Source organism: Bacteroidota bacterium (genome assembly GCA_017303905.1).
GTDB lineage: Bacteria > Bacteroidota > Bacteroidia > B-17B0 > Aurantibacillaceae > JAHEYG01.
Window position 1 is genome coordinate 380,845 of sequence record JAFLBH010000003.1, and the last position, 23,094, is coordinate 403,938.

Here is a 23,094-nt window from a genome sequence, read left to right on the forward strand (position 1 = left end):
AAATATAAACGCCATATAACATCTGCAAATATTTTTATTTACAATTTCTAATACACTGATATTCAAACCTTATTTATGTTACAGTTGGTTAACATACTTTAACACAATATTAGAGAGAAAATCAACGTTATATTGACCGTTTTTAAAACTGGTAGTGAGAATTGGATAAGTGGATGAAATGAGGGATTATTTGGTTGGCTTTTGATTTAAGTGGCCTTACCACCGTGATTTTTCATCGCCTTTTTTTTGCTGCGTTTCATGCGCTTTCTTACCTCTTTTGTTTGGATTCGTTTGTGATGTTTTTTTATCGCCTTTTTTTCAGCTTTTTCTTTTCTTCGGCGCTCCTTAGATTCCTTCTTTAACTTCTTTCGAATTTCTCTTTTATTTTCAACCATTCCTTTTTTTGGAGCCTTGTCATCACTACCCGGATTCTGAGATTTTACCAATGAAAAAAACAATAAAAAGAAAGTAATCAGTAAATATTTCGTTTGAATTTGTTTCATTATTTTTCTGAACTATACTTTACAACCTCGACACCAAATTTTCGTAAAAAATCAACACCTTCATCGCTAGGAATATTTTTGTAAGAAGCGTAACTGTTTTTAAAAAAAACCTTGCGAATTCCAACCGAATAAATAACGCGGGCGCATGCAATACAAGGCGATAACGTTACATATAATGTAGAGCCTTCAATTGAAAAGTTATTTTTGGCGGCGTATAAAATGGCATTTTGCTCAGCGTGTAAAGCTAGAGAGCAACTGCCTTTGCTATCACGCGGACAACCTGTTTCAGGCCATTCCACATCACAATTGTGAGTACCGGAAGGAGGGCCATTGTATCCTAAAGAAATGATTCTTGTATCCTTTGTAAGTACCGCACCTACCTGAGCTTTAACACAATGCGATCGAGAAGCCAACTTTTCTGCTAACTCCATATAAATTTCATCAAAACTTGGTCTGCTCATGGTACTGCAATTTACAAAAAAAGCCCTTAAAAAGGGCTGATTTTTAATTTTGTACCCGGAATCGGGGTCGAACCGATATGATATTGCTATCACTGGTGTTTGAGACCAGCGCGTCTACCAATTCCGCCATCCGGGCATTTCAATTAACGGGCTGCAAATCTAGTTTTTGTTTTGATATATTGCAAAGAATTCGGTTTTTTTACTCAAAAATTACTTGGAACTATCCTTTAATTGCTTACTTTTGTAGCCCCAATTTTAATGGAAACTCAAGTAAGAATATTCAGCGGTAGCGCTTCAATAGATTTGTCAGAACAAATTGCCAAATCTTACGGTCAATCTTTGGGTAAAGTACAGCACTATCGTTTCAGTGACGGAGAAATACAAGCATCTTACGAGGAAAGCATACGTGGACAAAGTGTTTTTATCATTAATTCAACCATGCCTCCGGCTGAAAACTTGATGGAAATGTTATTAATGATTGACGCCGCGAAAAGAGCATCTGCAAAACAAATAATAGCGGTTCTTCCATATTTCGGATATGCACGTCAGGATCGTAAAGATCAACCTCGTGTTGCTATTGGCGCAAAATTAGTAGCTGATATGTTAGCGGTGGCCGGTGCAACACGTGTAATGACAATGGATTTACACGCCGATCAAATTCAGGGTTTCTTTAACGTTCCTGTTGATCATTTATACGCTTCAACTATTTTCTTGCCTTACATTCAAAGTTTGCATTTGCATAATTTAACGATTGCGGCTCCTGATATGGGAGGCAGTAAACGTGCCAATGCATATGCTAAACATTTGAAATGTGATATCGTTATTTGTTATAAGCAAAGAACAAAGGCAAACGTGGTTGATCATATGACCGCTATTGGTGATATTGAGGGAAAAGATATCGTGTTATTAGATGATATGATTGATACTGGTGGGACACTATGTAAAGCGGCAGATATGATGGTTGAGCGCGGTGCCAGCAGCGTAAGAGCGATGTGTACACATGCCATCTTATCCGGAAAAGCTTATGAAAACATTGAGAAATCAAAAATTAAAGAATTGATTGTTACTGATACAATTCCTTTACAACAGAAAAGTGAAAAAATAAAAGTACTTAGCGTGGCTGACTTATTTGCGAAAGTTATCAGTAGCGTTCATACTTACGAATCAATTAGTTCAAACTTTATAATTTAACCCGCAAAATATAAAAACTAAAAGCAACGAAATAAAGTAAGCGGGATCTTTATTAGTTGCACAAAAAACAAAAATGAAAACAGTATCATTGAGCGGTTCGCCACGTGCGAGCGTAGGGAAAACAGATGCGGCCTCTTTAAGGGCGAAAGGTCAGGTTCCATGTGTAATTTATGGTGGTAACGAACAAATCCACTTTTATGCTGATGAAAGAGCATTTAAAAACATTATTTATACACCGGATACCAACTTAGTAAACATTACAGTTGACGGTAAAAACTTTTTAGCTGTATTACAAGAAGCACAATTCCATAAAATCAACGATAAACTTATCCATGCTGATTTCCTTCAAGTAATAGATGGAAAACCTGTAACTGTACAAATTCCGGTTAAAACGGTTGGACAATCACAAGGTGTAAAAGAAGGTGGTAAGTTAACAGTTAAAATGCGTAAATTAAAAGTAAAAGGTTTGGTTAATAAATTACCTGAGCGTATCGAGTTAAACATCGAAACATTAGGAATTGGTAAATCAATTTCTGTTGGCGATATTAAAATTGATGGAGTAACTATTTTACACCCAAGTAATATTTCAGTTGTAAGTGTTCAAACAACACGTAACGTGGCTGCGGAAGAAACTACTACCTCAACTCCGGCTGCAACAACTACAACTCCGGCTGCAACAACTGCTGCTCCAGCTAAAAAATAATTTTATCATCCTTAATTATAAACCCCGGCTTTGGTCGGGGTTTTTTGTTAAAATCACTTAATTAAATAATGATAGTTAGCATTTTTTAAGGTTTTTGTGATTTTAACGGGTTTTTTGGTACTACATTTGCCATCATTAGATTATGAAACATTTACTTTATATACTTCTTTGCGCATGCACTTTCAATGTATTTGCTCAAGATCAAGACCCAAAAGCTAAAACAATATTAGATGATTTAAGTAAGGTCACAAAGGCCTATAAAACCATTAGTGCTGATTATGCTTTTACCATCTTCAATAAGGATAAAAAACAGGTTGAAAAACAAACCGGAAAAGTTCAGGTCAAAGGTCAAAAATTCAAGTTGGAAATTCCGGGAAGCAATATTGTTTGCGATGGCAAAACTATCTGGACTCACAATAAAGATGCCGGTGAAGTAACCATTAAAAACTTTGAGGTTAATAATGATGAACAATTGAATCCGAGCAAAATTTTCACCTTATACGAAACAGGTTATAAATACAAATTTGACAAAGAAGAAAAAATTGGAGCCACCATGTGTAATGTCATCGATCTTTATCCTACTGTTAAGCCTGAAAAGAAGAAATTTCACACAATCAAAATATACATCGACAAAGCAAAAAAACAAGTTGTTCAATTAAAAATGCTGATGAAAGACGGTGGCTCTCAGTTGTATGAAATTAAGACTTTCAAACCTAATCTGGAGCTAGCTGATGCGCTATTCGTGTTCGATACCAAAGCTTTTAAGCCAGATCAAATCATCGACGAGAGGGATTGATTTTAAAGGTTATATCGTCTAAACAATTAGATTTTGGCGAAATGGAACTTATAATGAGTTAATTGTTAATCTAATTTATTTAAAAAGAGGCATTTTGCATATCGGATGAGTATCTTTATCCTATGCACATTTTCCGTTATTTAAGAATCGCATTAGCTTTGTTTTTGCAATTCGCGGCAAACCTAGCGTTTGGACAAGGCGCGCCGTTCTGCCCTTCCATTAACGCACAATTTGGTACAGGTCCTAGCACCACCATTTGTCAAGGACAATGTGCTAATTTATCGGCGAGTGTTGTTCCCGTTAACCAAACTACAAGTTACTCAGTCACCACAATTCCATACGCGCCGTTTTCATTTACCAATGGAACATCCATTATTGCGAACCAGGATGATATTTGGAGTAGCGTCTTAAATTTAGGTTTTCCCTTTTGTTACTACGGTAATACATTCACACAAGGTGTTGTTGGTTCTAACGGACAACTTACTTTCAGTTTAGGTGTGGCTAATCAAACTAACGGTTGGTCCATTACTACTCCTATTCCCAGCTTAGTTGATATGCCCGGAAATACAATTTGCGCTGCCTTTCGTGATATCGATCCAACTTCAAGCGGTAATATTTATTTCGCAACATACGGAACGGCTCCTTGTCGTTCTTTTGTTATTTCGTGGAACAACGTTCCTATGTTTAGTAATCCCGGCTCTTGCTCAGGTATTCCTAACTCTACATTTCAATTAGTATTGCATGAAACCAGCAATTACATTGATGTATTTATTCAAAACAGCACAGCATGTCCTGGTTGGAATTCAGGGCGAGGAATTATAGGTGTACAAAATGTTAATGGAACTTTAGCAACATTTCCTGCAGGAAGAAACTCACCAGCTCAATGGACCGCCATTAACGAAGCCTGGCGATTCGTCCCCACAGGTCCGCAATCATATACCGTCAATTGGGCAGGACCAAGTGGAAATGTTGGAACAGGATTAACGGCTAACGTGTGTCCTGCTACAACTACAAATTACACGGCAACAATGAATATTACAAGTTGTACAGGAGTAAATAGCTCTTATACAAGCGCCGTAACTGTATCGGTTGTGCCTAGCCCTACACTAACTGTTAATTCAGCAACGGTTTGTCAAGGTACACCTGCCACTCTAACGGTTAGCGGGGGTACGTCATACACATGGCAGCCCGGAAATATAACAGGTTCTTCGGTTACCTTCACTCCCGCCGCAACAACTATTTATACAGTCACAGGTAGTCCGGGTGGTCCGGGATGTTTAGGAACCGCAACAACAAATATTAATGTAAATGGAGCTGCAGTTGCCATTCCCGGAAGTAATTCTCCGATATGCGCCGGCAATACACTCAGTTTAACTGTAGGAGCCGCGTTAAATTATACATGGACCGGACCGAACGGATTCAGTTCCAATTTACAAAACCCAACCATTACAAACGTTACCACCAACGCCAGTGGAACGTATACCATATTTATGAGTAGCGGTGGAACTTGTACAGCTATTGCTACTACATCCGTTACAATTTTCCCTTTACCAAATCCGGTTGCAGCCAATAACGGACCATTATGTGATGGCGCAACACTCAATCTAACCGGAGGAGGAAGTATCACGTATACATGGACCGGCCCGAATGGTTTTAGCAGCACGAATCAAAACCCATCGCTTACTAACGTTAACTCCCTTGCGGCAGGTGTGTATACCTTGATGGTTGGTGCAGGAAGTTGTTCAGCTTCGACTACAACATCATTAACTGTTAATCCATTGCCATCACCTACTATAATAAGCAATAGTCCGGTTTGTGAAGGACAAACAATTAATTTTACAGGAAGTGGTGGAACAAGTTATTTATGGGTTGGGCCCGGAAGCTTCAATTCAAACGCGCAAAATCCTAGTATTGCATCCGCATCCATGATTCATAACGGAACATTTACGTTAACAGTAACCGATGCTAACAATTGCAGTAATAGCACTACACATGCTTATGTAGTAAATTCACTTCCTGTGGTTAGCGCAACAGGATCATCCATTTGTGTGAATCAAACCATGAACTTGAGTGCCAATGGCGGAGTAACATATAATTGGAGCGGACCAAATGGATTTACTTCTAACTTACAAAACCCTAGTGTTACAAACGCTCAAACAAACATGGCGGGAGTTTATAATGTTACTGTAACAAATGCTAACTCATGCGTAAATACCGGAATGGCAACCGTATTGATTAATCCGGAGCCCACTCCTATTGCAAACAGCAATAGCCCTATCTGTGTAAATTCAATTTTAAGTTTAAATGGCAGTGGTGGCGTTAATTATTCGTGGAGTGGTCCTAATGGATTTTCATCTTCTGCTCAAAATCCAACATTAGTTGCAACCAGTGCAGGCATGAGTGGCAGCTATATGCTCACCGTTAGTGACGCGATTGGTTGTTCATCTTCTACCGCAATAACAGTGGTCGTAAATCCTATCCCATCTATCTCAATTACGTCTCAAAACATCAATGGATGCGCGCCTGTTTGTACACAGTTCTCAGCACAAACATCAAGCGGGGTTCAAAGTGTAAATTGGAATTCGGGAGGAGGACAGAGTGCCAGCGGTAATACTGTTGATTTTTGTTATTCGCAGGCCGGCAATTATTTAATTACAGCGCAGGCTGTTGATAATGCAGGATGTATTAATACCTCAACCTATGCAATTAATATAGTACCAAAACCTATTGCTGATTTTAACTACGCGCCTTATTATCCAACAGTAAACACTGACGGAACTGTAAAATTCACGGATGCTTCTCATACCGGAACAATTACTGCCTGGAATTGGTATTTTATGAACACTGCACAATATACTTCCACACAACAGCATCCTGAATTCACTTTCACTGAAGCAGGAAGTTATGAGGTTGTATTGGTAGTGAAAAACAACATTGGTTGCAGCGATACCATTATTAAAACAATTGTAGTGGGAGAAGATTACGGAATTTATGTACCAAATGCTTTTACTCCAAACAAGGACGGATTAAACGATTTCTTCCAACCAAAAGGTTTTGGAATAAAAAAATATCAATTAGAAATTTTTGACAGATGGGGAGAAAGAATTTTTGTTAGTAAAGAGTTTGAAAATGGTTGGGATGGAAAACGTCATAGAGGAATTGATTATGGCACTTATTGTCCGGATGGCGTTTATGTTTGGCGAATTACGCTCACCAATGTAAAAGGCGAATCGAAGGAATTAAAAGGACACGTAACATTAATTAAATAAATACAGCGATGATGAATAACTTAAAAAAAACATTAACGATTGCATTTGTTGCTATTGTAAATGTAATATTCGGACAATATTATCCAAGTTGCCCAAGCAATCTTGTGTATCTTCATACAAGTCCGGTGAAGGTTTACAATCCTGCATTGCCAATAAGTGCAACCAATCCTTCTAATACTCCTGTAACAACAGGTGGTGGTGGTTTAGCGCTTATGCCTAATTTAAATGCAGCAACTCCAAATCCAACTTTTTATACCATCATCAGTGGTAACGTTGCTTGGTGGAACGGTACAACCTGGGTAAACACAGGTCATGCCATTGGCAATACAGCCGCAGTTAACTTAGGTGGTTGTGGTTGTTATTTGTATAGTTTAGTGGGATCTAGTGGTCAGGTTTGGGTTTACAACGGTACGGGTCCAGGTACTTTGTTAACTACATTAACCGGATTCAGCGGTGGCGGTCCGTACGATATTGTAACAGACGCTAACTGTAATTTCTATATTTTAAAAACAACAAATCCACAAGCATTAACCATGTACAGTCCAACAGGATCTGTTGTTGCTACTTATAATATGACAGGTATGCCTAGTACTTCTGCAGGTGGAGGTTTTGCAATTATAGGCAACCAGGTTTTTGTTCATAATTCGAATGGATTCTTTTCAGGTAATATAACGGGCTCAACCATCAGCTTTACCAATGTCGCGGGAGTTGCAGGTCAGATGGGTGGTGGTGATTATGCTTCATGTCCTACCGGGGCTCTAGTTACCTCTTACACTGCAAATGCCGTGGTAACCGGTACGTTAGGTTGTTCCACAACTTCAGTAACATTAACAGCCAATACCAATCTTACTCCGGTTAACTCATATAGCTGGACAGGTCCGGGATTAACAGGACCAACTAACGCGTCTGTTGCAATAGGAACTGCTCCGGGTGTTTATAGTTGTACAATTTCAAAAACAGTTTGTCCGGTTGCATCAACTGTGGTAACTGCCACTGTAGTTTCCAACGGTACTGTAATTAGTCCTACTATTTCATTAACCAACACACTAACGTGCGCCAGCCCTACGGCATCTTTAAGCGTAAATCCTGGGCCTCCGGGTTATACGTATACATGGACCGGACCCGGTATTACAAGTGGAAACGGAACCGCAACGGTAGCAATCAATCAAGGTGGAACCTACACGGTCGCAGTGGCCAACGCCACAAATACTTGTCAAGGTTCACAAACATTAAGTGTTCCTACTGACACTACGCCTCCTACAGTTTCTTCAACACCTTCCGGAACAAACATATGTTTCGGACAAAGCACCAGCTTAACTGCATCAGGCGCCGTATCCTATTTATGGAGTACTGCCGCAACAACCAGTGTAATTAACGTTACGCCTAACACTACCACAACTTATACGGTGGTTGGCATGGCTGCTAACGGCTGTACAAATACTTCTGTCTCTACTGTTACAGTTATTCCTTTACCGGTTCCCGTAGCAACTAATAACGGACCATTATGTGTTGGTGCTAATTTGCAACTAAATGTAAACGCAGGCTCAACCTGGGCATGGGCAGGACCAAACGGTTTTATTAATATGACACAAAACCCAAACATTCCTGCTGTAACGATTAATGAAGCCGGTGTTTATACAGTGATAGCCACTGTTGGAAGCTGTACAGGAATTGCAACTACTTCGGTTACTATTAACGCTCTTCCGTTACCAACTGCAAGTAATAACGGACCGGTGTGCGAAGGCGTAGGATTAACATTTAATGGAAGCGGCGGCGTATTTTATAATTGGAGCGGACCTTCGGGATTTGTTTCAAATTCGCAAACACCGGGAATATTAGCACCATCCGTTACAAATAGTGGTACTTATACTTTAACTGTAACAGATGCGAATGGCTGTACTAATTTTACGACTACAACAGCAGTTGTAAATCCATTACCAGCTATTTCAATTTCCGGATCAACGGTGTGTGCTAACCAAACAATTAATTTAGGTGCAACTGGAGGAACAATTTATAATTGGAGTGGTCCGGGTGGATTTACTTCAAGTTCACAAAACCCTTCTATACCAAATGCAAATCCATCGATGGGGGGTGTTTATTCGGTAACTGTAACAGACGTTAATAACTGTAGCAGTACAAGTAACACCGTAGTAGTGGTGAATCCAATACCGACTCCAAATGCAAATAACAATTCTCCGGTTTGTACAGGACAATCCTTTGCCTTAAGTGCAACAGGAGGTTTAACTTATAGCTGGGTTGGTCCGAATGGTTTTACATCAGCAGCACAAAACCCATTAATTAATACATCCACGTCAAACATGTCGGGAACTTACTCGGTAACTGTATTTGACAATATTGGTTGTCCTGCGACTGCTGTTACCACTGTAACAGTAAATCCATTACCAAACCCTAGCATCATTGCTAACAACACATTTGGTTGCGCGCCATTATGCGCCACTTTCACCGTGCAAAATTCAACTGCATTACAAAGTGTAGTTTGGTCGGTGAACGGAGGCAATGGAGCTAATGGAAATACGTACGAAAATTGTTTTAATGCCGCCGGATTATTTACAGTGACTGCAGGTGTAACCGACATTAACGGCTGCTCAAATACCACTGCATATTTAGTAGATGTTTATCCAATACCGGTTGCTGATTTTAATTTCGCGCCAATTAAACCAATTGTAAATCATGATGAAGTAACCTTTACGGATGCTTCGCACAGCGCCAGCATTACTGCATGGAATTGGTATTTCTATAGTAACGCAACTAACACTTCTAACTTGCAACATCCAACCTTCTATTATCCGGAGGCAGGAACATATCCTATAACATTGGTTGTGAAAAGTGATAAAGGTTGCGTTGATACCATCACGAAAATAATTGTGGTTGGTGAGGACTTCGGTATTTATATTCCAAATGCATTTACGCCAAATGGTGACGGATTAAATGATTTCTTCCAACCAAAGGGTTTTGGTATTAAAGACTATGAATTAGAAATTTTTGATCGCTGGGGTGAGCGCATTTTCAATACAAAAGTGTTTGAAGAAGGCTGGGACGGAAAATATCACCGAGGAATTGATTATGGTAAATACTGCAAGGACGATACATACGTTTGGAAGATTAAAGTAGTAAATGTGTTTGGTGAAGCGAAATACTACACCGGCCACGTTACTTTACTTAAATAATTGATTGTACCTTAATAGATAATTAAGGTATTTAAAGGACAATACTTAATATCGTTTCTGGATGTCGTTTTCATTAAAATGTATTATTGCATAATACAATTGTTTATGCTCAAAACATCAAAATATTTAATTGTTTTATCAAGTTTCATTTTATCCCTTTCTTGCGTCAAAACCAAGGTAGTACAAAATGAATATCATTACCCACGACCCGATGAGTTGTTTGATTATTGTTACTTTAAACCCGGAACCTATTGGGTTATGGAAGACAGCTTAAGCAATAAGGTTGACAGCATTTATATTACTAAAGCCGTTGATGACATTTATAATGTTTCTAAAGATTTGGGGTGGTACTTTTATGGGACATTTTACAGATTTAACTGCGAAATGTTTAGTTCCTATGATAAATATTCCTATTCTAACTCTATTGATCAATCACAACAAAATATCAATGGAATGTCAAAAACATCTGTAAAAAGACAGAGGGTATCCACAATAAGCAGCAGTAACCCTAATGGAGAGGCATTTGTTTTTTCGGAAGAAAAATCTAAATCACTTTATTTAAATCAAAGCGTATCAAGCTTCGCTGGCAGTACTTATTCAATCACTATTAATTCCAATACTTTTTACAACGTACAAAAGTGGAGTATAAATACAAGTGGTATCGACGCCAATTCAAATGCTAATTATTATTTAAGTAAAAAAATCGGAATTATTAAAAGAGTAATTAATGATAGTAACCAAAATTGGAAACTTATCAGGTATAATATTGTGCAGTAAAGTTTGTTTACTTAAATAATTGATTGTACTCGTAAACGGTGATTAAGGTATCGTATCCGCGATAATTAAAATCCTTTCGCGCTGTTTTAATAGCTTCCTTTAAAGTTTTAATCGAGCTACTTTGTTTATCCTCCACAAAAGAATAAATAAAGTAGCTTTCTTTTTTTGAGGTACTGTCTTTTATTTGTGCAATTAAAGCCGCATTATCGAAAGCAATGGCATTAATTGAATTTTTACCGGTATAAACCTCGCCATTATCATTGATATTGAATTCAGACACATTAGCTTCATTATATAATTCAGCCGTCTCCAAAACATCATTGCAATGTAAAGAATAAGGATAAGTTAATGGCATACGGAAATAATTCATGTATCCGAAATAAACGTAAAACTCATCGGGTGCATTAACTGAATTATTGATGTGCTGAAATTCTTTAAGTCGTAATAAGGTTGGATTAGACACCAATTTACTGTACTGATAAGACGAATCCATTTTTTGTAATTCATCTACAGATTCCTGAATGGTTTCCTCCACCTTCTCACCAATATTTTTAACCGTATTGACTACTTTTCTGGTGAAAAGAAAAATTGAAAATATTAAAAGCAAAACAGAAATAATTGCCGCAATTAGCCAATTCCATTTTTGTTTATGGTCTTGTGAAATACGAACAATAAAAAACACCATACATATTAATAAAGAAAGGCCTGATACGGCAATGAATGCTACATAGGCCAATGCATTTAAGAACATGTGTGATGACTCCATTTATTATAAAGGAATATTTCCGTGTTTTTTTTGCGGTAATTTATCTACTTTATTTTCGAGCATTTTAAATGCGCGAATCAATTTCATGCGTGTTTCTTCCGGCTTTATCACCTCATCCACAAAACCACGCTCAGCAGCACGATATGGATTTGCAAACATAGTTTGATACTCTGCTTCCTTCTCTTTCCATTTCGCATCTTTATCTTTTGCCGCGGCAATTTCGTTTTTGAAAATAATTTCCGCAGCACCTTTAGCTCCCATCACTGCAATCTCAGCACTTGGCCATGCGTAATTCATATCCGCACCAATATGCTTACTGTTCATCACATCATAAGCTCCGCCATATGCCTTACGCGTAATAACTGTAATACGAGGAACAGTTGCCTCACTAAATGCGTATAATAATTTAGCACCATTCGTAATGATAGCATTCCATTCCTGATCAGTTCCCGGTAAAAATCCAGGAACATCTTCAAACACCAATAAAGGAATATTAAAACTATCGCAGAAACGCACAAAACGTGCTGCTTTTGTAGACGAATGAATATCCAATACACCGGCTAAAACTGCAGGTTGATTGGCCACAATACCAATGCTTTTTCCGGCTAAACGCGCGAATCCAACAACAATATTTTCAGCAAAATTTTTGTGTACTTCCAAGAAACTATCCGCATCAATAACTTGCTCAATCACTTCACGTATATCATAAGGCTGATTGGCATTATCGGGAATAATTGTGTTTAACACAGGACGCAATTCGTTTCCTGCTTCGTACGGAACAGATGGCGCATCTTCTTCACAATTTTGTGGTACGTAACTTAATAATTGTTTGATATGATTTAAGGCTTCTACTTCATTCGCGCAAGCGAAATGTGTAACACCGCTCTTAGAAGCGTGAGTCATGGCTCCACCTAACTCTTCACTGGTTACTTCTTCATGCGTTACAGTTTTTACAACATTCGGACCGGTAACAAACATGTAAGAGGTATTTTCAACCATTAAAATAAAATCGGTAATAGCAGGAGAATAAACCGCACCACCTGCACAAGGGCCCATGATTGCAGATAATTGTGGAATAACGCCACTGGCGCGAACATTACGGTAAAAAATATCAGCGTATCCGCCTAACGAAACTACACCTTCCTGTATGCGTGCACCGCCACTATCATTTAATCCAATTACAGGTGCGCCATTCTGCATCGCCAAATCCATAATTTTACAAATTTTTTCGGCGTGTGTTTCTGATAATGAACCTCCGAAAACTGTAAAATCTTGAGAGAAAACATAAACTAATCGTCCGTTTATATTTCCATAACCGGTTACAACTCCATCGCCTAAATAACGCTCCTTATCCAAACCAAAATCGGTACTGCGATGAGTCACCAACATTCCAATCTCTTCAAATGAACCTTCATCCATTAAGAGATGAATACGTTCACGTGCGGTTAACTTTCCTTTTTTATGTTGTGATTCAATACGCTTTTCACCACCACCTAATAAGGCTTCAGCTTTCTTTTGTTCGAGTATGTTTATTTTAGAGTCCATATGAAATTTTAAAATCTTTATAAATGTACTATTTAAATATTTATTGAGGATTGGTTTCGTTTGTTTTTTCATCTAAAGATGGAGAACGCAACTGAACAGCCTTGGAAGTCACCTTTCTAAAACGAAGGTTTAGAAGTTCCACCGTAAATGAAAAAGCCATCGCAAAATAGATATATCCTTTTGGAACATGAATGGTTTCAACATGCACACCCTCCACTACCAATAAAACAGCAATTAAAACTAAAAATGAAAGCGCAAGAATTTTAAAGGTTGGATGTTTATGAATGAATGCCGAGATTTTAGGCGCAAAATAAAACATCACCGCCATACTGATAACCACGGCAACAACCATTATGATAAAACTATTTGCCATACCGATGGCGGTAACAATACCATCGATGCTAAATACCATATCAATTAAAATAATTTGAACTACAATACTTTTATAGGTTGCCGGCTTTTTCTTTTCCTCTCTTAATTTTTCATCCGGATCTTCACCTTCCAGTTTATTATGAATTTCGAGTGTAGAATTTACCAATAAAAACAATCCGCCTGCCAACATAATCACGTCTTTGAGTTCAACCGGATGATCAAAAAGTGTAAATAAAACGTATTCACCTTTAATTAAGTAACCCAGTACAAATAAAAAAATCAAGCGCATGGCAATGCCCGTAAACATCCACACCACACCTGCCGATTTGGCCTGTTCTTTATTAAGGCGACTCAATACAATGGAAACAAAAATCACGTTATCAATTCCCAGTAAAACTTCCATTAATACGAGAGGAATCAAACTAAACAAAGCCTCTGTTGTAAAAATATTTTCCATAATTCAGATAATAAAAAAGCCGATTAAAAATCGGCTTTTGAAATTAAAATTTAAAACTAAAGCCTCCCGTGAGGTATGAAACACCATAACCCACTTCCGCAAATAAACCTACGTTTTTACTGAAATACCATCGTGCGCCGGCAAAAACCGACCAGGCAGGATAAACGAAACTGTTATTATAAATGTAAGGATCTTTTTTATCAGGATCGTTAGTTGAATAATTATGGATTTGAAAACGTAATCCTGCAATGACTCCACCATACACCTCAGCATTTTTTGAATTCAAAACATCCCAGTGATAAGCTGCACGGGCCGCCAACATAAAATAATTCCATTTATGATCTGAGTAATAAGTTGAAAACGCGCCATTGTTATCATTGTAACGGGTATAATCATAACGGAAAAATGAATATTGATGTCCGAGGTAAGCCCCAACACCCAAATAACCCGGACCTAATTTTTGTGGCCACGCTTGCTCGTAAGTTAAACTAATGGCAGGCGTGCTTCCTGATTTGTATCCCGCGCCCTTATAAACCGCATGATAAGTACGGCCAAAACCAAAACCGAGGTTAACGATATGAGTGCCTTCATCAAAACATTTTTCACCGCCGTCATTTTTTTTAGTTTGGATAGATGATGATTTTTTCAGAGGAGCATTATCCGCCAAAGTCGATAAGCTGAAACTTAAGGCTAAAATTAATGTGAGTGCTTTTTTCATAACAGTTGGATTTTAGTGAGTAAACATGTGTATTTAAATCCTGAGATTTTCGTTACAAAATTGGTGATTTTTTTTGACAAAACCCGCTTTGAATTTTGATGTTATGAATAGTTAAAAAAACAAGAAAATGTTATCAACATTTGTTAGTAAAAATCACTCGAAAAAGCACCTAAAAAAAGAGTGAAAATCGGTATATTTAAAGAATATTGTAAACGAAAAAAATTGGAAGAAAATATGTCAGAAAGCATCCCTACAGATCAAAAAAATTACGGCGCCGATAATATACAGGTACTCGAAGGTTTAGAAGCAGTAAGAAAGCGCCCGGCCATGTATATTGGCGATATTGGCGTAAAAGGTTTACATCACTTAGTTTATGAAGTCGTTGATAACTCCATTGACGAAGCTTTAGCAGGACACTGTAAAAACATTACGGTTTCTATTAATGAAGACAATTCCATTACGGTAAAAGATGACGGACGCGGTATTCCAACAGGAATCCACCCAAAAATGGGTGTTAGTGCGCTTGAGGTTGTAATGACCGTTTTACATGCCGGTGGTAAATTTGATAAAGACACCTATAAAGTTTCGGGTGGTTTACACGGTGTTGGGGTAAGTTGCGTAAACGCGCTTTCAACCCACATGAAAACCGAAGTGCATCGCGATGGTCAGATTACCGTTCAGGAATTTAGCTGCGGTAAGCCCTTATATCCTGCCAAAGTGGTTGGAGATACCACTTACAGAGGCACCATTCAAACGTTTAAACCCGATTTAAGCATCTTTACGGTTAGCGAGTATAATTATACTACCCTGGCTAACAGAATGCGCGAATTATCGTATTTAAATAAAGGAATTCGTATTGTTTTACAAGACATCCGTCAAAAAGACGAAAACGGTCAGCCTTTTCAAGAAGAATTTTTAAGCGAAGGTGGTTTAAAGGAATTTGTAACCTACCTGGATGGCGGAAAAGAAAATTTAATTGAAGAGCCTATTTATATTGAAGGAGAAAAAGGTGGTATACCGGTAGAGGTTGCTATGCTTTATAACAACTCTTTCAGTGAAAGCATTCAGAGTTATGTAAACAACATTAACACGCACGAAGGTGGAACGCATTTAGCCGGATTCCGTCGCGGGTTAACACGTACCTTAAAAAATTATGCCGATAAGAATGGTTTACTTTCTAAAGTAAAATTTGAAATCAGCGGTGATGACTTCCGCGAAGGCTTAACAGCTGTTATCTCGGTAAAAGTAGCCGAACCTCAATTCGAAGGTCAAACCAAAACAAAATTAGGAAACAGTGATGTAATGGGTGCCGTTGACCAGGCTATTAGCGAAGCGTTGGCCAATTATTTGGAAGAGCATCCGAAACAAGCGCGCATGATTGTAGATAAAGTTATTTTAGCTGCAACTGCCCGCCATGCTGCCCGTAAAGCCCGTGAATTAGTACAACGTAAAAACGTTATGACAGGTTCCGGCCTGCCGGGTAAATTAGCTGATTGCGCCAGTGGTGATCCGCATTTATCGGAGTTATTTTTAGTTGAGGGGGATTCTGCGGGTGGAACAGCGAAACAAGGACGTAACCGTGAGTTCCAGGCAATTTTACCTTTACGCGGAAAAATATTAAACGTAGAAAAAGCTTTAGAATATAAAATTTACGAGAACGAAGAGATTAAAAATATTTTCACGGCTTTAGGTGTGTTTCGCGGAACTACTGAAGATGAACGTGCTCTGAATATTGAAAAATTACGTTATCACAAAATCATTATCATGTGTGATGCCGACGTTGATGGTTCTCACATTACAACTTTAATTTTAACTTTCTTCTTCCGTCACATGAAAGAATTAGTAGAGCGTGGTTATGTTTACATTGCCACTCCTCCACTTTATTTAGTAAAGAAAGGAAAAGACCAACGTTACTGCTGGAACGAAGATCAACGTGATATTGCCATCAAAGAAATGGGCGGCGAAAAAACGGATAGCGTGAACGTACAACGTTACAAAGGTTTGGGAGAAATGAATGCTGAGCAATTATGGGAAACAACTTTAAATCCTGAATCAAGAACATTACGTCAGGTATCGGTGGATAATGCTGCTGAGGCCGATCGTATTTTTGCGATGTTGATGGGTGATGAAGTTCCTCCTCGCAGAGATTTCATTGAGAAAAATGCTAAATACGCTAAAATTGATGCGTAAAAAAAGGGAGCAAATGCTCCCTTTTTTATTTCAGTTAAACTATTTTATCCGCGTGCTTTATCCAACAAATCATTCATCGTTTTTATTTCAGAAGCGTTCAGGTTTTTAAATAGAGATTTATATTCATCATCAATGTGATCCAATGATTTTAATAATTCCAATCCCTTTTCAGTGATAAACACATCCACATTTCTTCGGTCGTTTGCGCATTCTTTTCTTTCGAGAAAACCCTTCACGTTTAACTTATCTACTATGCGTGAAGCGTCACTCATCCTGTCGAGCATACGCGCTTTAATTAATTTTAAATTACAAGGCTCGGGATGTTGTCCGCGTAAAATACGCAATACATTATATTGCTGTACGGTTATATCTTTATCCTTAAATTTTTGCTGAATTTGATAATTGAGCCAGTTAAAAGTGTAGAGCATATTAATGCCTAGTTTCTGTTGTTCACTTTTAAATTTTTTCTGTTGTATTGCGTCTTCGAGTTTCACAGTGGGGTAAAAATAAAAAAATCCCGGAACAATCCGGGATTTTTTTTCAATTGCGAATTATTTTTACGCTTTGGTTAATTCAATAGTACAATCAATCTTCACCTCTTCACTTACAACTACTCCACCTGCTTCAATAGCCGCATTCCACTTTAAGCCGTAATCTACACGGTTTAGTTTGCCACTCACTTTAAACGCGTATTTAGTATTTCCCCAAGGATCCTTAACCGGTTTAGAAGCGCCAATCGCGGTTAATTTTACTTTTTTTGTTACACCACGCATGGTTAAATCTCCCTCTAAATCATAAGTACCTTTAATTTTTCCAGGCTTCATGGATGTTGCTTTGAAACTCATTTTTGGGTGATTAGCCGCATCGAAAAAATCAGGACTTTTTAAATGTCCGTCACGTTTTTCATCATCTGTATTAATGCTGTTTACATCTACCGAAAATTCAATCTTTGCATCGGTAAAATCAGTCTCAGATTTAGAGCTAACGGTTCCTTCATATACTTTAAATTTCCCTTCTGTTTCGCTCACCATTAAGTGAGTTACCGCAAAACCTAATTTACTGTGAGAAGCATCCACTTTCCAGTTAGTTTGAGCTGTAGTTGCAGCAGCCATTAATAATAGTGCTGCGGCTAATGTGTGTTGTAGTTTTTTCATATCGTTTAGTTTTAACGATACAAATTTATACGTTATAACATATATTGTTGCAACAAATTATGTTAAAAGAAATTTCCGATACTCAAGAGGCTTTAAATCAGCTAAATAAAATTTATCGATTCGGGTACGTTTAAGCCTCGTTACCTTAAATCCCAGCTTTTTACACATACGGCGTATTTGCTTATTCTTACCCTCTGTTAACACGATATTAAAGACATGTGATGTGATTTTGGAAACCGTACAAGGTCGCGTAACATAAAAGCCAATATCTACTCCTTTACCCATGGCTTCAATAAATTCATCCGAAATTTGTTGGTCTACCTCCACCTCATATTCCTTTTCTTTATAAGCATCGGCTCGTGTTAAGGCATTTACCCATTTACCATTATTGGAAATAATCAATAATCCTTCTGAGGCTTTATCTAAGCGACCGGCCACAAAAAAACTATCGTTAAACGGAAACACCTTACTTAAATTATCTACAATCAAATTATAAAAAGAAGATTCTATGCCGGTTGGTTTATATAAGGCGTAATACTCGTATTGAATTGCCGGCTTAATGATTTGCCCCTCTAAACATAACTCATCCTCCTCATGAATTATTTCATTTGTTAAAACTACTTTTCCATTAACGGTTAATTTACCTGACGAAATCAAATCGCCGGCCGTTTTATTTGTGTAATTTAACGCATGAATTAAATGATGTTTTATTTTTAAACGAAAGCTCATTTTATTCCCGCAAATATAACATGGAAGCCATTATTAAAATAACTGATATCTCGCGATTATATCAAATTGGTGATGAAACTATTTATGCTTTAAAAAAAGTTGATTTAAATATTTTCAAAAACGAATACGTTGCGTTAATGGGACCTTCAGGCAGCGGTAAATCTACCTTAATGAATATCTTAGGCTGTTTAGATACACCAAGTACCGGGGAATATATATTAAATAATAATTCGGTTGCAAAAATGACCGACAATGAATTAGCTGAAATTCGTAACAAGGAAATCGGTTTCGTTTTTCAAACTTTTAATTTATTACCTAGAAGTACCACTTTAGAGAATGTAGCATTGCCTTTGGTTTATGCCGGCATTTCAAAAGCAGAACGTGAAGCTCGCGCGAAAGAAGTGTTGGAACAAGTTGGATTAGGCAATCGCATGAACCACAAACCTAATGAGCTTTCGGGCGGACAGCGACAACGTGTGGCCATTGCCCGCGCTCTGGTTAATAAACCTGCAATTATTTTAGCTGATGAGCCTACAGGTAACCTGGATAGTAAAACATCTGTAGAAATCATGGGCTTATTTGAAGAGATTCACAAAAACGGTAATACTATTATTCTAGTTACTCACGAAGAGGATATTGCATTGCACGCTCACCGAATTGTACGTTTAAAAGACGGCCTAGTAGAATCAGATACTCAAAACAAAAATATTACCACCTATAAAAACCGCATGGAAAGCATGAGTTAATTTTTTTAATTAACTTCGCACTTATGCGTAAACTGCTTTTAATTTTAATTTCCGTACACACTCTAAATTCATGGGCTCAAAGAGTTGCTGATACGTGCATGAATGTGCCTTTAATATCCGCGCATTTTGGCGGACATATGCCTTATGGAGATATGGAAAAACGTTTCGGAAACAACTTGGCTGTTGGAGGAAGTTTCCTTTTTAAATTCAGTAAAGGATGGACCATCGGATTGGATGGAAGTTATTTCTGGAGTAAAAACGTGAAGGAAGATATTACTTTACAGATGCGAAACGAAGATAATTTCATTATTGACAATGAAGGTTTTCCGGCAGATTTACGCATTACAGAACGCGGATTTAACGGTTTTGTTGTTGTTGGAAAAGTATTCCCGAAACTTGGTCATAATCCCAACTCCGGACTTATGATTAATTGCGGATTCGGTTACATGCAACATAAAATAAAATTGTATGACGCCAATCAAAAAATAGCCGCTGTTAAAGGTGATTTAGCTAAGGGATATGATCGATTAAGTGGTGGTTTGGCAATGCAACAATTTATCGGATACCTTTATTTAAGTAATAATCGCTTGGTAAATTTCATTGCAGGAATTGAGATTCATGAGGGCTTTACAAAAAGCTATCGCGGGTATAATTATGATACCGGCATGAAAGATGATAAGACGCGCATGGATATCATGATTGGCGCAAGAATTGGATGGGTACTTCCGTTATATAAACGTACCCTTGATTTCTATTACAATTAACATGTTACTATATAATACAGGCATATTTTTATATACCTGTGCCATTTATATCTCCTCCTTATTTAAGCCAAAAGCTAAACTTTGGGTGAACGGAAGAAAACAATGGCGCGAACGATTAACATCACAATTACAGAAATTACCGAACAAAAAAAGGGTATGGATTCATTGCGCATCCTTAGGAGAATTTGAACAAGGTCGCCCGGTAATAGAAGCTCTGAAAAAACAATCACCGGACACATTAATTATTCTTACTTTTTTTTCACCATCCGGATTTGAAATACGAAAAGATTATGAATATGCCGATTTGGTTTGCTATCTGCCCCCTGATTTCAAAAAAAATGCAGTTGATTTTATTGAAAGCTGCAATCCGCACACCGTTATATTTGTAAAATATGAATTCTGGTTAAATTACTTATTCACCCTGCATCATAAAAAGATTCCTACCTACTTAATTTCAGCGGTTATAAAAACACACCAGCCATTTTTTAAGTGGTATGGTAAAGTATTTTTAAAAGCCTTAAAAACTTACAAGAATATTTTTGTCCAGGATAAAGAATCACTGGATTTATTGGAGAAACTTGGAGTCAACTCGGGTATACTTTGTGGAGATACCAGAGTGGACAGGGTTTTACAAGGAGCAAAACACGCCTCAGAAATTGAAAAATTAAAGTCATTTTGTGGCACAAAATTATGTTTGATTGCAGGCAGCACTTGGGAAAGAGATGACCAAATTCTGATTGATAGTTACTTACAATTACTTACTTCATTTCCAAACTTAAAACTAATTATCGCTCCGCATGAAACGGATGAAACCTCTATAAAATCGCTAATAAACAAACTGGAATTAAAACGCATAAATTATACTTTGTATTTGAATCAAATTGATAATTCAGCGCATGTATTAGTGATCAATACCATCGGGCTTCTTGCTTCTGCCTATAAATACGGACACGTTGCATTCGTTGGTGGCGGTTTTAATAACGGAATACATAATATTCTGGAACCTGCTGCACATAAATTACCTGTGATTTTTGGTCCTAATCATCAAAAATTTAACGAAGCAAAGGAATTCATTAAGAATGGTGCGGGATTTGAGGTGAGTAATACTGAAGAGTTAACATCAGTGGTGAAACAACTTTTCAATAGTTCAGGTAACTTAGAAAGCGCCGCAAATGCGGCCTATAATTACCTTGAAAAAAACAGCGGAGCGACACTAAAAACACTCGATAAAGTTTTAAGCATATAAAACTCTGTATATCAATTGATTAATCAAAATATTAACTAAACTCCTAAATTTGATTAATTCACTAAATTTTGCTTACTTGCATTGATTTTTTAAAAACCAATTAAGTATTTTTTTCGATGAATCTAAGAAAGTATATGTTTAACACTAAACTTTTATCAATTAGTTTAGCGGCTCTTGTTATTTCTACCTCTTGTGGCGGAGACAAACCGAAGGATGATGAACAAAACAATGAGAATGTTGTGGATGTTGACACTGCAAAAACGGCAGTATTAAATGTAGGAGGGCAACTTTTCAGTATCCCTTCTCCAATACAAACCGCCATGTTAATCCAAAAGTCGGGCGTATCATACAATAAAGAGATTTTAAATCCGTCTAATAAGGTTAATACCTATTCAACTGATTACGTTCGTGCCTTAAATTTAGGAATTTACGGTGCTGACTTAGGTTATGTAAGTATGTACAATCAAACACAAGATGCAATTGGTTATTTAGCCGGTGTAAAGCAATTAGCTGATAAATTAGGAGTATCTGCAGCATTTGACGCAAACACAATGAAGCGTATTGAAACTAACATTGCTAACAAAGACAGTATGCTAATGTTAGTTGGCGTAGCTTATCGCGCCAGTGATGCTTATTTGAAATCCAATCAACGTACTGAAATCAGTTCATTAATCTTAACAGGTGGATGGATTGAGAGTATGCATTTTTCTATTACGGCTTTAAAGCAAAAAGCAAACGATGATATTAAATACCGCATTGCTGAACAAAAGCAAGCTTTAGAAAGTATCATCAAATTAATTGGTTCGCACAACTTACCTGATGCAAATACTTTGTCTGCTCAGCTTACTGATTTATTGAAAGTATATGAAGGCATTCAATTCAAATACAATTTTGTTGAACCTGTAACTGATTCATTAAAGAAAATGACTTACATCAATAGTACCAATGAAGTTTCAGTTTCAAATGAGCAAATCGAACAGATTGCTACAAAAATTCAGGAAATCAGAAATAATATCATCAACGTAAAATCTTAAGAGTTTTTAATTATATGAAGAAGTTATCTATCACCATATTAACCTTACTTTTCGCTTTAACTCTAAGCAACAAAGCAAAGGCTCAGTGCGATTCTATCGCGAATTTCTGTGCTAAGCATATTATTTCTACGTTTATTTCAGACGGGCAGCAATACCGTGCTTTATTATTAAACTCAGAAGAAACAGCGGAGTTCCATACAACATTTTTTGGCGAAACAATTTATCGCATCGCTGCGTGCAGTGGTTCTAATGATGGGAATTTGATTTTCAACATCTACGATCAAGATCGTCATTTGTTATTCTCAAACCGTAATTACAAAAATGCGCCATATTGGGATTTTAAAGTTAAAAACACTTTAGAATGTACCATTGAAGCGCAAATTGATGTTACCCGCAACCAAGGTTCGGGATGTGCCGTGATTTTAATCGGATTTAAACAAAAATAAAATTCAAGCATTTAGCTGAAAAAAAAGGATAAAGAACAA

The 23,094-nt window shown here is 37.4% G+C and carries 21 protein-coding genes and 1 tRNA gene; 12 read left to right on the forward strand and 10 right to left on the reverse strand.

What is annotated here, in order from left to right:
* Positions 1 to 206: 206 nt before the first annotated feature.
* The 3 genes from J0L69_12315 to J0L69_12325 form a co-directional block, all read right to left on the reverse strand.
* Entirely contained in the window at positions 207 to 503 is a 297-nt protein-coding gene (locus J0L69_12315) for a hypothetical protein (GenBank protein MBN8693971.1), read from the reverse strand.
* Positions 503 to 964: a dCMP deaminase family protein gene (locus J0L69_12320; protein MBN8693972.1), complete on the reverse strand. Its 462-nt coding sequence runs from the start codon at positions 962 to 964 to the stop codon at positions 503 to 505. Before J0L69_12320 ends, J0L69_12315 begins: the two co-directional genes overlap by 1 nt.
* A 52-nt stretch (positions 965 to 1,016) precedes the next feature.
* Positions 1,017 to 1,100, reverse strand: a tRNA-Leu gene (locus J0L69_12325).
* Positions 1,101 to 1,222: 122 nt separating this feature from the next.
* On the opposite strand from J0L69_12325, the gene J0L69_12330 reads away from it, so the two are divergent.
* The 6 genes from J0L69_12330 (at position 1,223) to J0L69_12355 (ending at position 10,888) form a co-directional block, all read left to right on the forward strand.
* Entirely contained in the window at positions 1,223 to 2,155 is a 933-nt protein-coding gene (locus tag J0L69_12330) for a ribose-phosphate pyrophosphokinase (protein MBN8693973.1), read from the forward strand.
* Positions 2,156 to 2,228: 73 nt separating this feature from the next.
* On the forward strand, positions 2,229 to 2,858 hold the full coding sequence (locus J0L69_12335) for a 50S ribosomal protein L25/general stress protein Ctc (GenBank protein MBN8693974.1): 630 nt from the start codon (positions 2,229 to 2,231) through the stop codon (positions 2,856 to 2,858).
* A 142-nt stretch (positions 2,859 to 3,000) separates the two neighbouring features.
* Positions 3,001 to 3,654, forward strand: a complete 654-nt coding sequence (locus tag J0L69_12340; GenBank protein ID MBN8693975.1) for an outer membrane lipoprotein carrier protein LolA — start codon at positions 3,001 to 3,003, stop codon at positions 3,652 to 3,654.
* 122 nt (positions 3,655 to 3,776) lie between these two features.
* The gene (locus J0L69_12345) at positions 3,777 to 6,923 is read left to right on the forward strand and encodes a gliding motility-associated C-terminal domain-containing protein (protein ID MBN8693976.1); all 3,147 of its coding nucleotides are present in this window, start codon (positions 3,777 to 3,779) and stop codon (positions 6,921 to 6,923) included.
* An 8-nt stretch (positions 6,924 to 6,931) separates the two neighbouring features.
* A complete protein-coding gene (locus tag J0L69_12350) occupies positions 6,932 to 10,111 on the forward strand; it encodes a gliding motility-associated C-terminal domain-containing protein (GenBank protein MBN8693977.1) in 3,180 nt (1,059 codons plus the stop codon).
* Positions 10,112 to 10,216: 105 nt separating this feature from the next.
* Positions 10,217 to 10,888 carry a hypothetical protein gene (locus tag J0L69_12355; GenBank protein ID MBN8693978.1) on the forward strand — a complete coding sequence of 224 codons (672 nt, stop codon included), beginning with the start codon at positions 10,217 to 10,219 and terminating at the stop codon, positions 10,886 to 10,888.
* 7 nt (positions 10,889 to 10,895) lie between these two features.
* Here J0L69_12355 and J0L69_12360 read toward each other — a convergent pair whose 3' ends face one another.
* Genes J0L69_12360 through J0L69_12375 form a run of 4 tightly spaced genes read right to left on the reverse strand, consistent with a single transcriptional unit; the run spans position 10,896 to position 14,746 of the window.
* Positions 10,896 to 11,654: a hypothetical protein gene (locus J0L69_12360; GenBank protein ID MBN8693979.1), complete on the reverse strand. Its 759-nt coding sequence runs from the start codon at positions 11,652 to 11,654 to the stop codon at positions 10,896 to 10,898.
* Positions 11,655 to 11,657: 3 nt separating this feature from the next.
* Positions 11,658 to 13,199 (reverse strand): acyl-CoA carboxylase subunit beta, encoded by a 1,542-nt coding sequence (locus J0L69_12365; protein MBN8693980.1) that lies wholly within the window; start codon positions 13,197 to 13,199, stop codon positions 11,658 to 11,660.
* 40 nt (positions 13,200 to 13,239) lie between these two features.
* A complete protein-coding gene (locus J0L69_12370) occupies positions 13,240 to 14,028 on the reverse strand; it encodes a TerC family protein (protein ID MBN8693981.1) in 789 nt (262 codons plus the stop codon).
* Between the two features lie 43 nt (positions 14,029 to 14,071).
* Positions 14,072 to 14,746 carry a hypothetical protein gene (locus J0L69_12375; protein MBN8693982.1) on the reverse strand — a complete coding sequence of 225 codons (675 nt, stop codon included), beginning with the start codon at positions 14,744 to 14,746 and terminating at the stop codon, positions 14,072 to 14,074.
* Between the two features lie 246 nt (positions 14,747 to 14,992).
* On the opposite strand from J0L69_12375, the gene gyrB reads away from it, so the two are divergent.
* Complete coding sequence (gyrB, locus tag J0L69_12380) at positions 14,993 to 16,936, forward strand: DNA topoisomerase (ATP-hydrolyzing) subunit B (GenBank protein MBN8693983.1); 1,944 nt, start codon at positions 14,993 to 14,995, stop codon at positions 16,934 to 16,936.
* 44 nt (positions 16,937 to 16,980) lie between these two features.
* Here the strand turns inward: gyrB and J0L69_12385 are convergent, their stop codons facing one another.
* The 3 genes from J0L69_12385 to J0L69_12395 all read right to left on the reverse strand — a co-directional run bounded on the left by J0L69_12385 (position 16,981) and on the right by J0L69_12395 (position 18,819).
* A complete protein-coding gene (locus tag J0L69_12385; GenBank protein ID MBN8693984.1) occupies positions 16,981 to 17,430 on the reverse strand; it encodes a MarR family transcriptional regulator in 450 nt (149 codons plus the stop codon).
* Positions 17,431 to 17,493: 63 nt separating this feature from the next.
* On the reverse strand, positions 17,494 to 18,090 hold the full coding sequence (locus J0L69_12390; GenBank protein ID MBN8693985.1) for a YceI family protein: 597 nt from the start codon (positions 18,088 to 18,090) through the stop codon (positions 17,494 to 17,496).
* 57 nt (positions 18,091 to 18,147) lie between these two features.
* A complete protein-coding gene (locus tag J0L69_12395; protein MBN8693986.1) occupies positions 18,148 to 18,819 on the reverse strand; it encodes a pseudouridine synthase in 672 nt (223 codons plus the stop codon).
* Between the two features lie 29 nt (positions 18,820 to 18,848).
* On the opposite strand from J0L69_12395, the gene J0L69_12400 reads away from it, so the two are divergent.
* From J0L69_12400 to J0L69_12420, 5 genes are all read left to right on the forward strand, one after another.
* Positions 18,849 to 19,565 (forward strand): ABC transporter ATP-binding protein, encoded by a 717-nt coding sequence (locus J0L69_12400; GenBank protein ID MBN8693987.1) that lies wholly within the window; start codon positions 18,849 to 18,851, stop codon positions 19,563 to 19,565.
* A gap of 23 nt (positions 19,566 to 19,588) precedes the next feature.
* Positions 19,589 to 20,329: a hypothetical protein gene (locus J0L69_12405; protein MBN8693988.1), complete on the forward strand. Its 741-nt coding sequence runs from the start codon at positions 19,589 to 19,591 to the stop codon at positions 20,327 to 20,329.
* Position 20,330: 1 nt separating this feature from the next.
* Positions 20,331 to 21,575, forward strand: coding sequence for a 3-deoxy-D-manno-octulosonic acid transferase (locus tag J0L69_12410; protein MBN8693989.1), 1,245 nt, complete (start codon positions 20,331 to 20,333; stop codon positions 21,573 to 21,575).
* Positions 21,576 to 21,709: 134 nt separating this feature from the next.
* Positions 21,710 to 22,609 (forward strand): hypothetical protein, encoded by a 900-nt coding sequence (locus tag J0L69_12415; protein ID MBN8693990.1) that lies wholly within the window; start codon positions 21,710 to 21,712, stop codon positions 22,607 to 22,609.
* Between the two features lie 14 nt (positions 22,610 to 22,623).
* On the forward strand, positions 22,624 to 23,055 hold the full coding sequence (locus tag J0L69_12420) for a hypothetical protein (protein MBN8693991.1): 432 nt from the start codon (positions 22,624 to 22,626) through the stop codon (positions 23,053 to 23,055).
* The last annotated feature ends 39 nt before the right edge of the window (positions 23,056 to 23,094 follow it).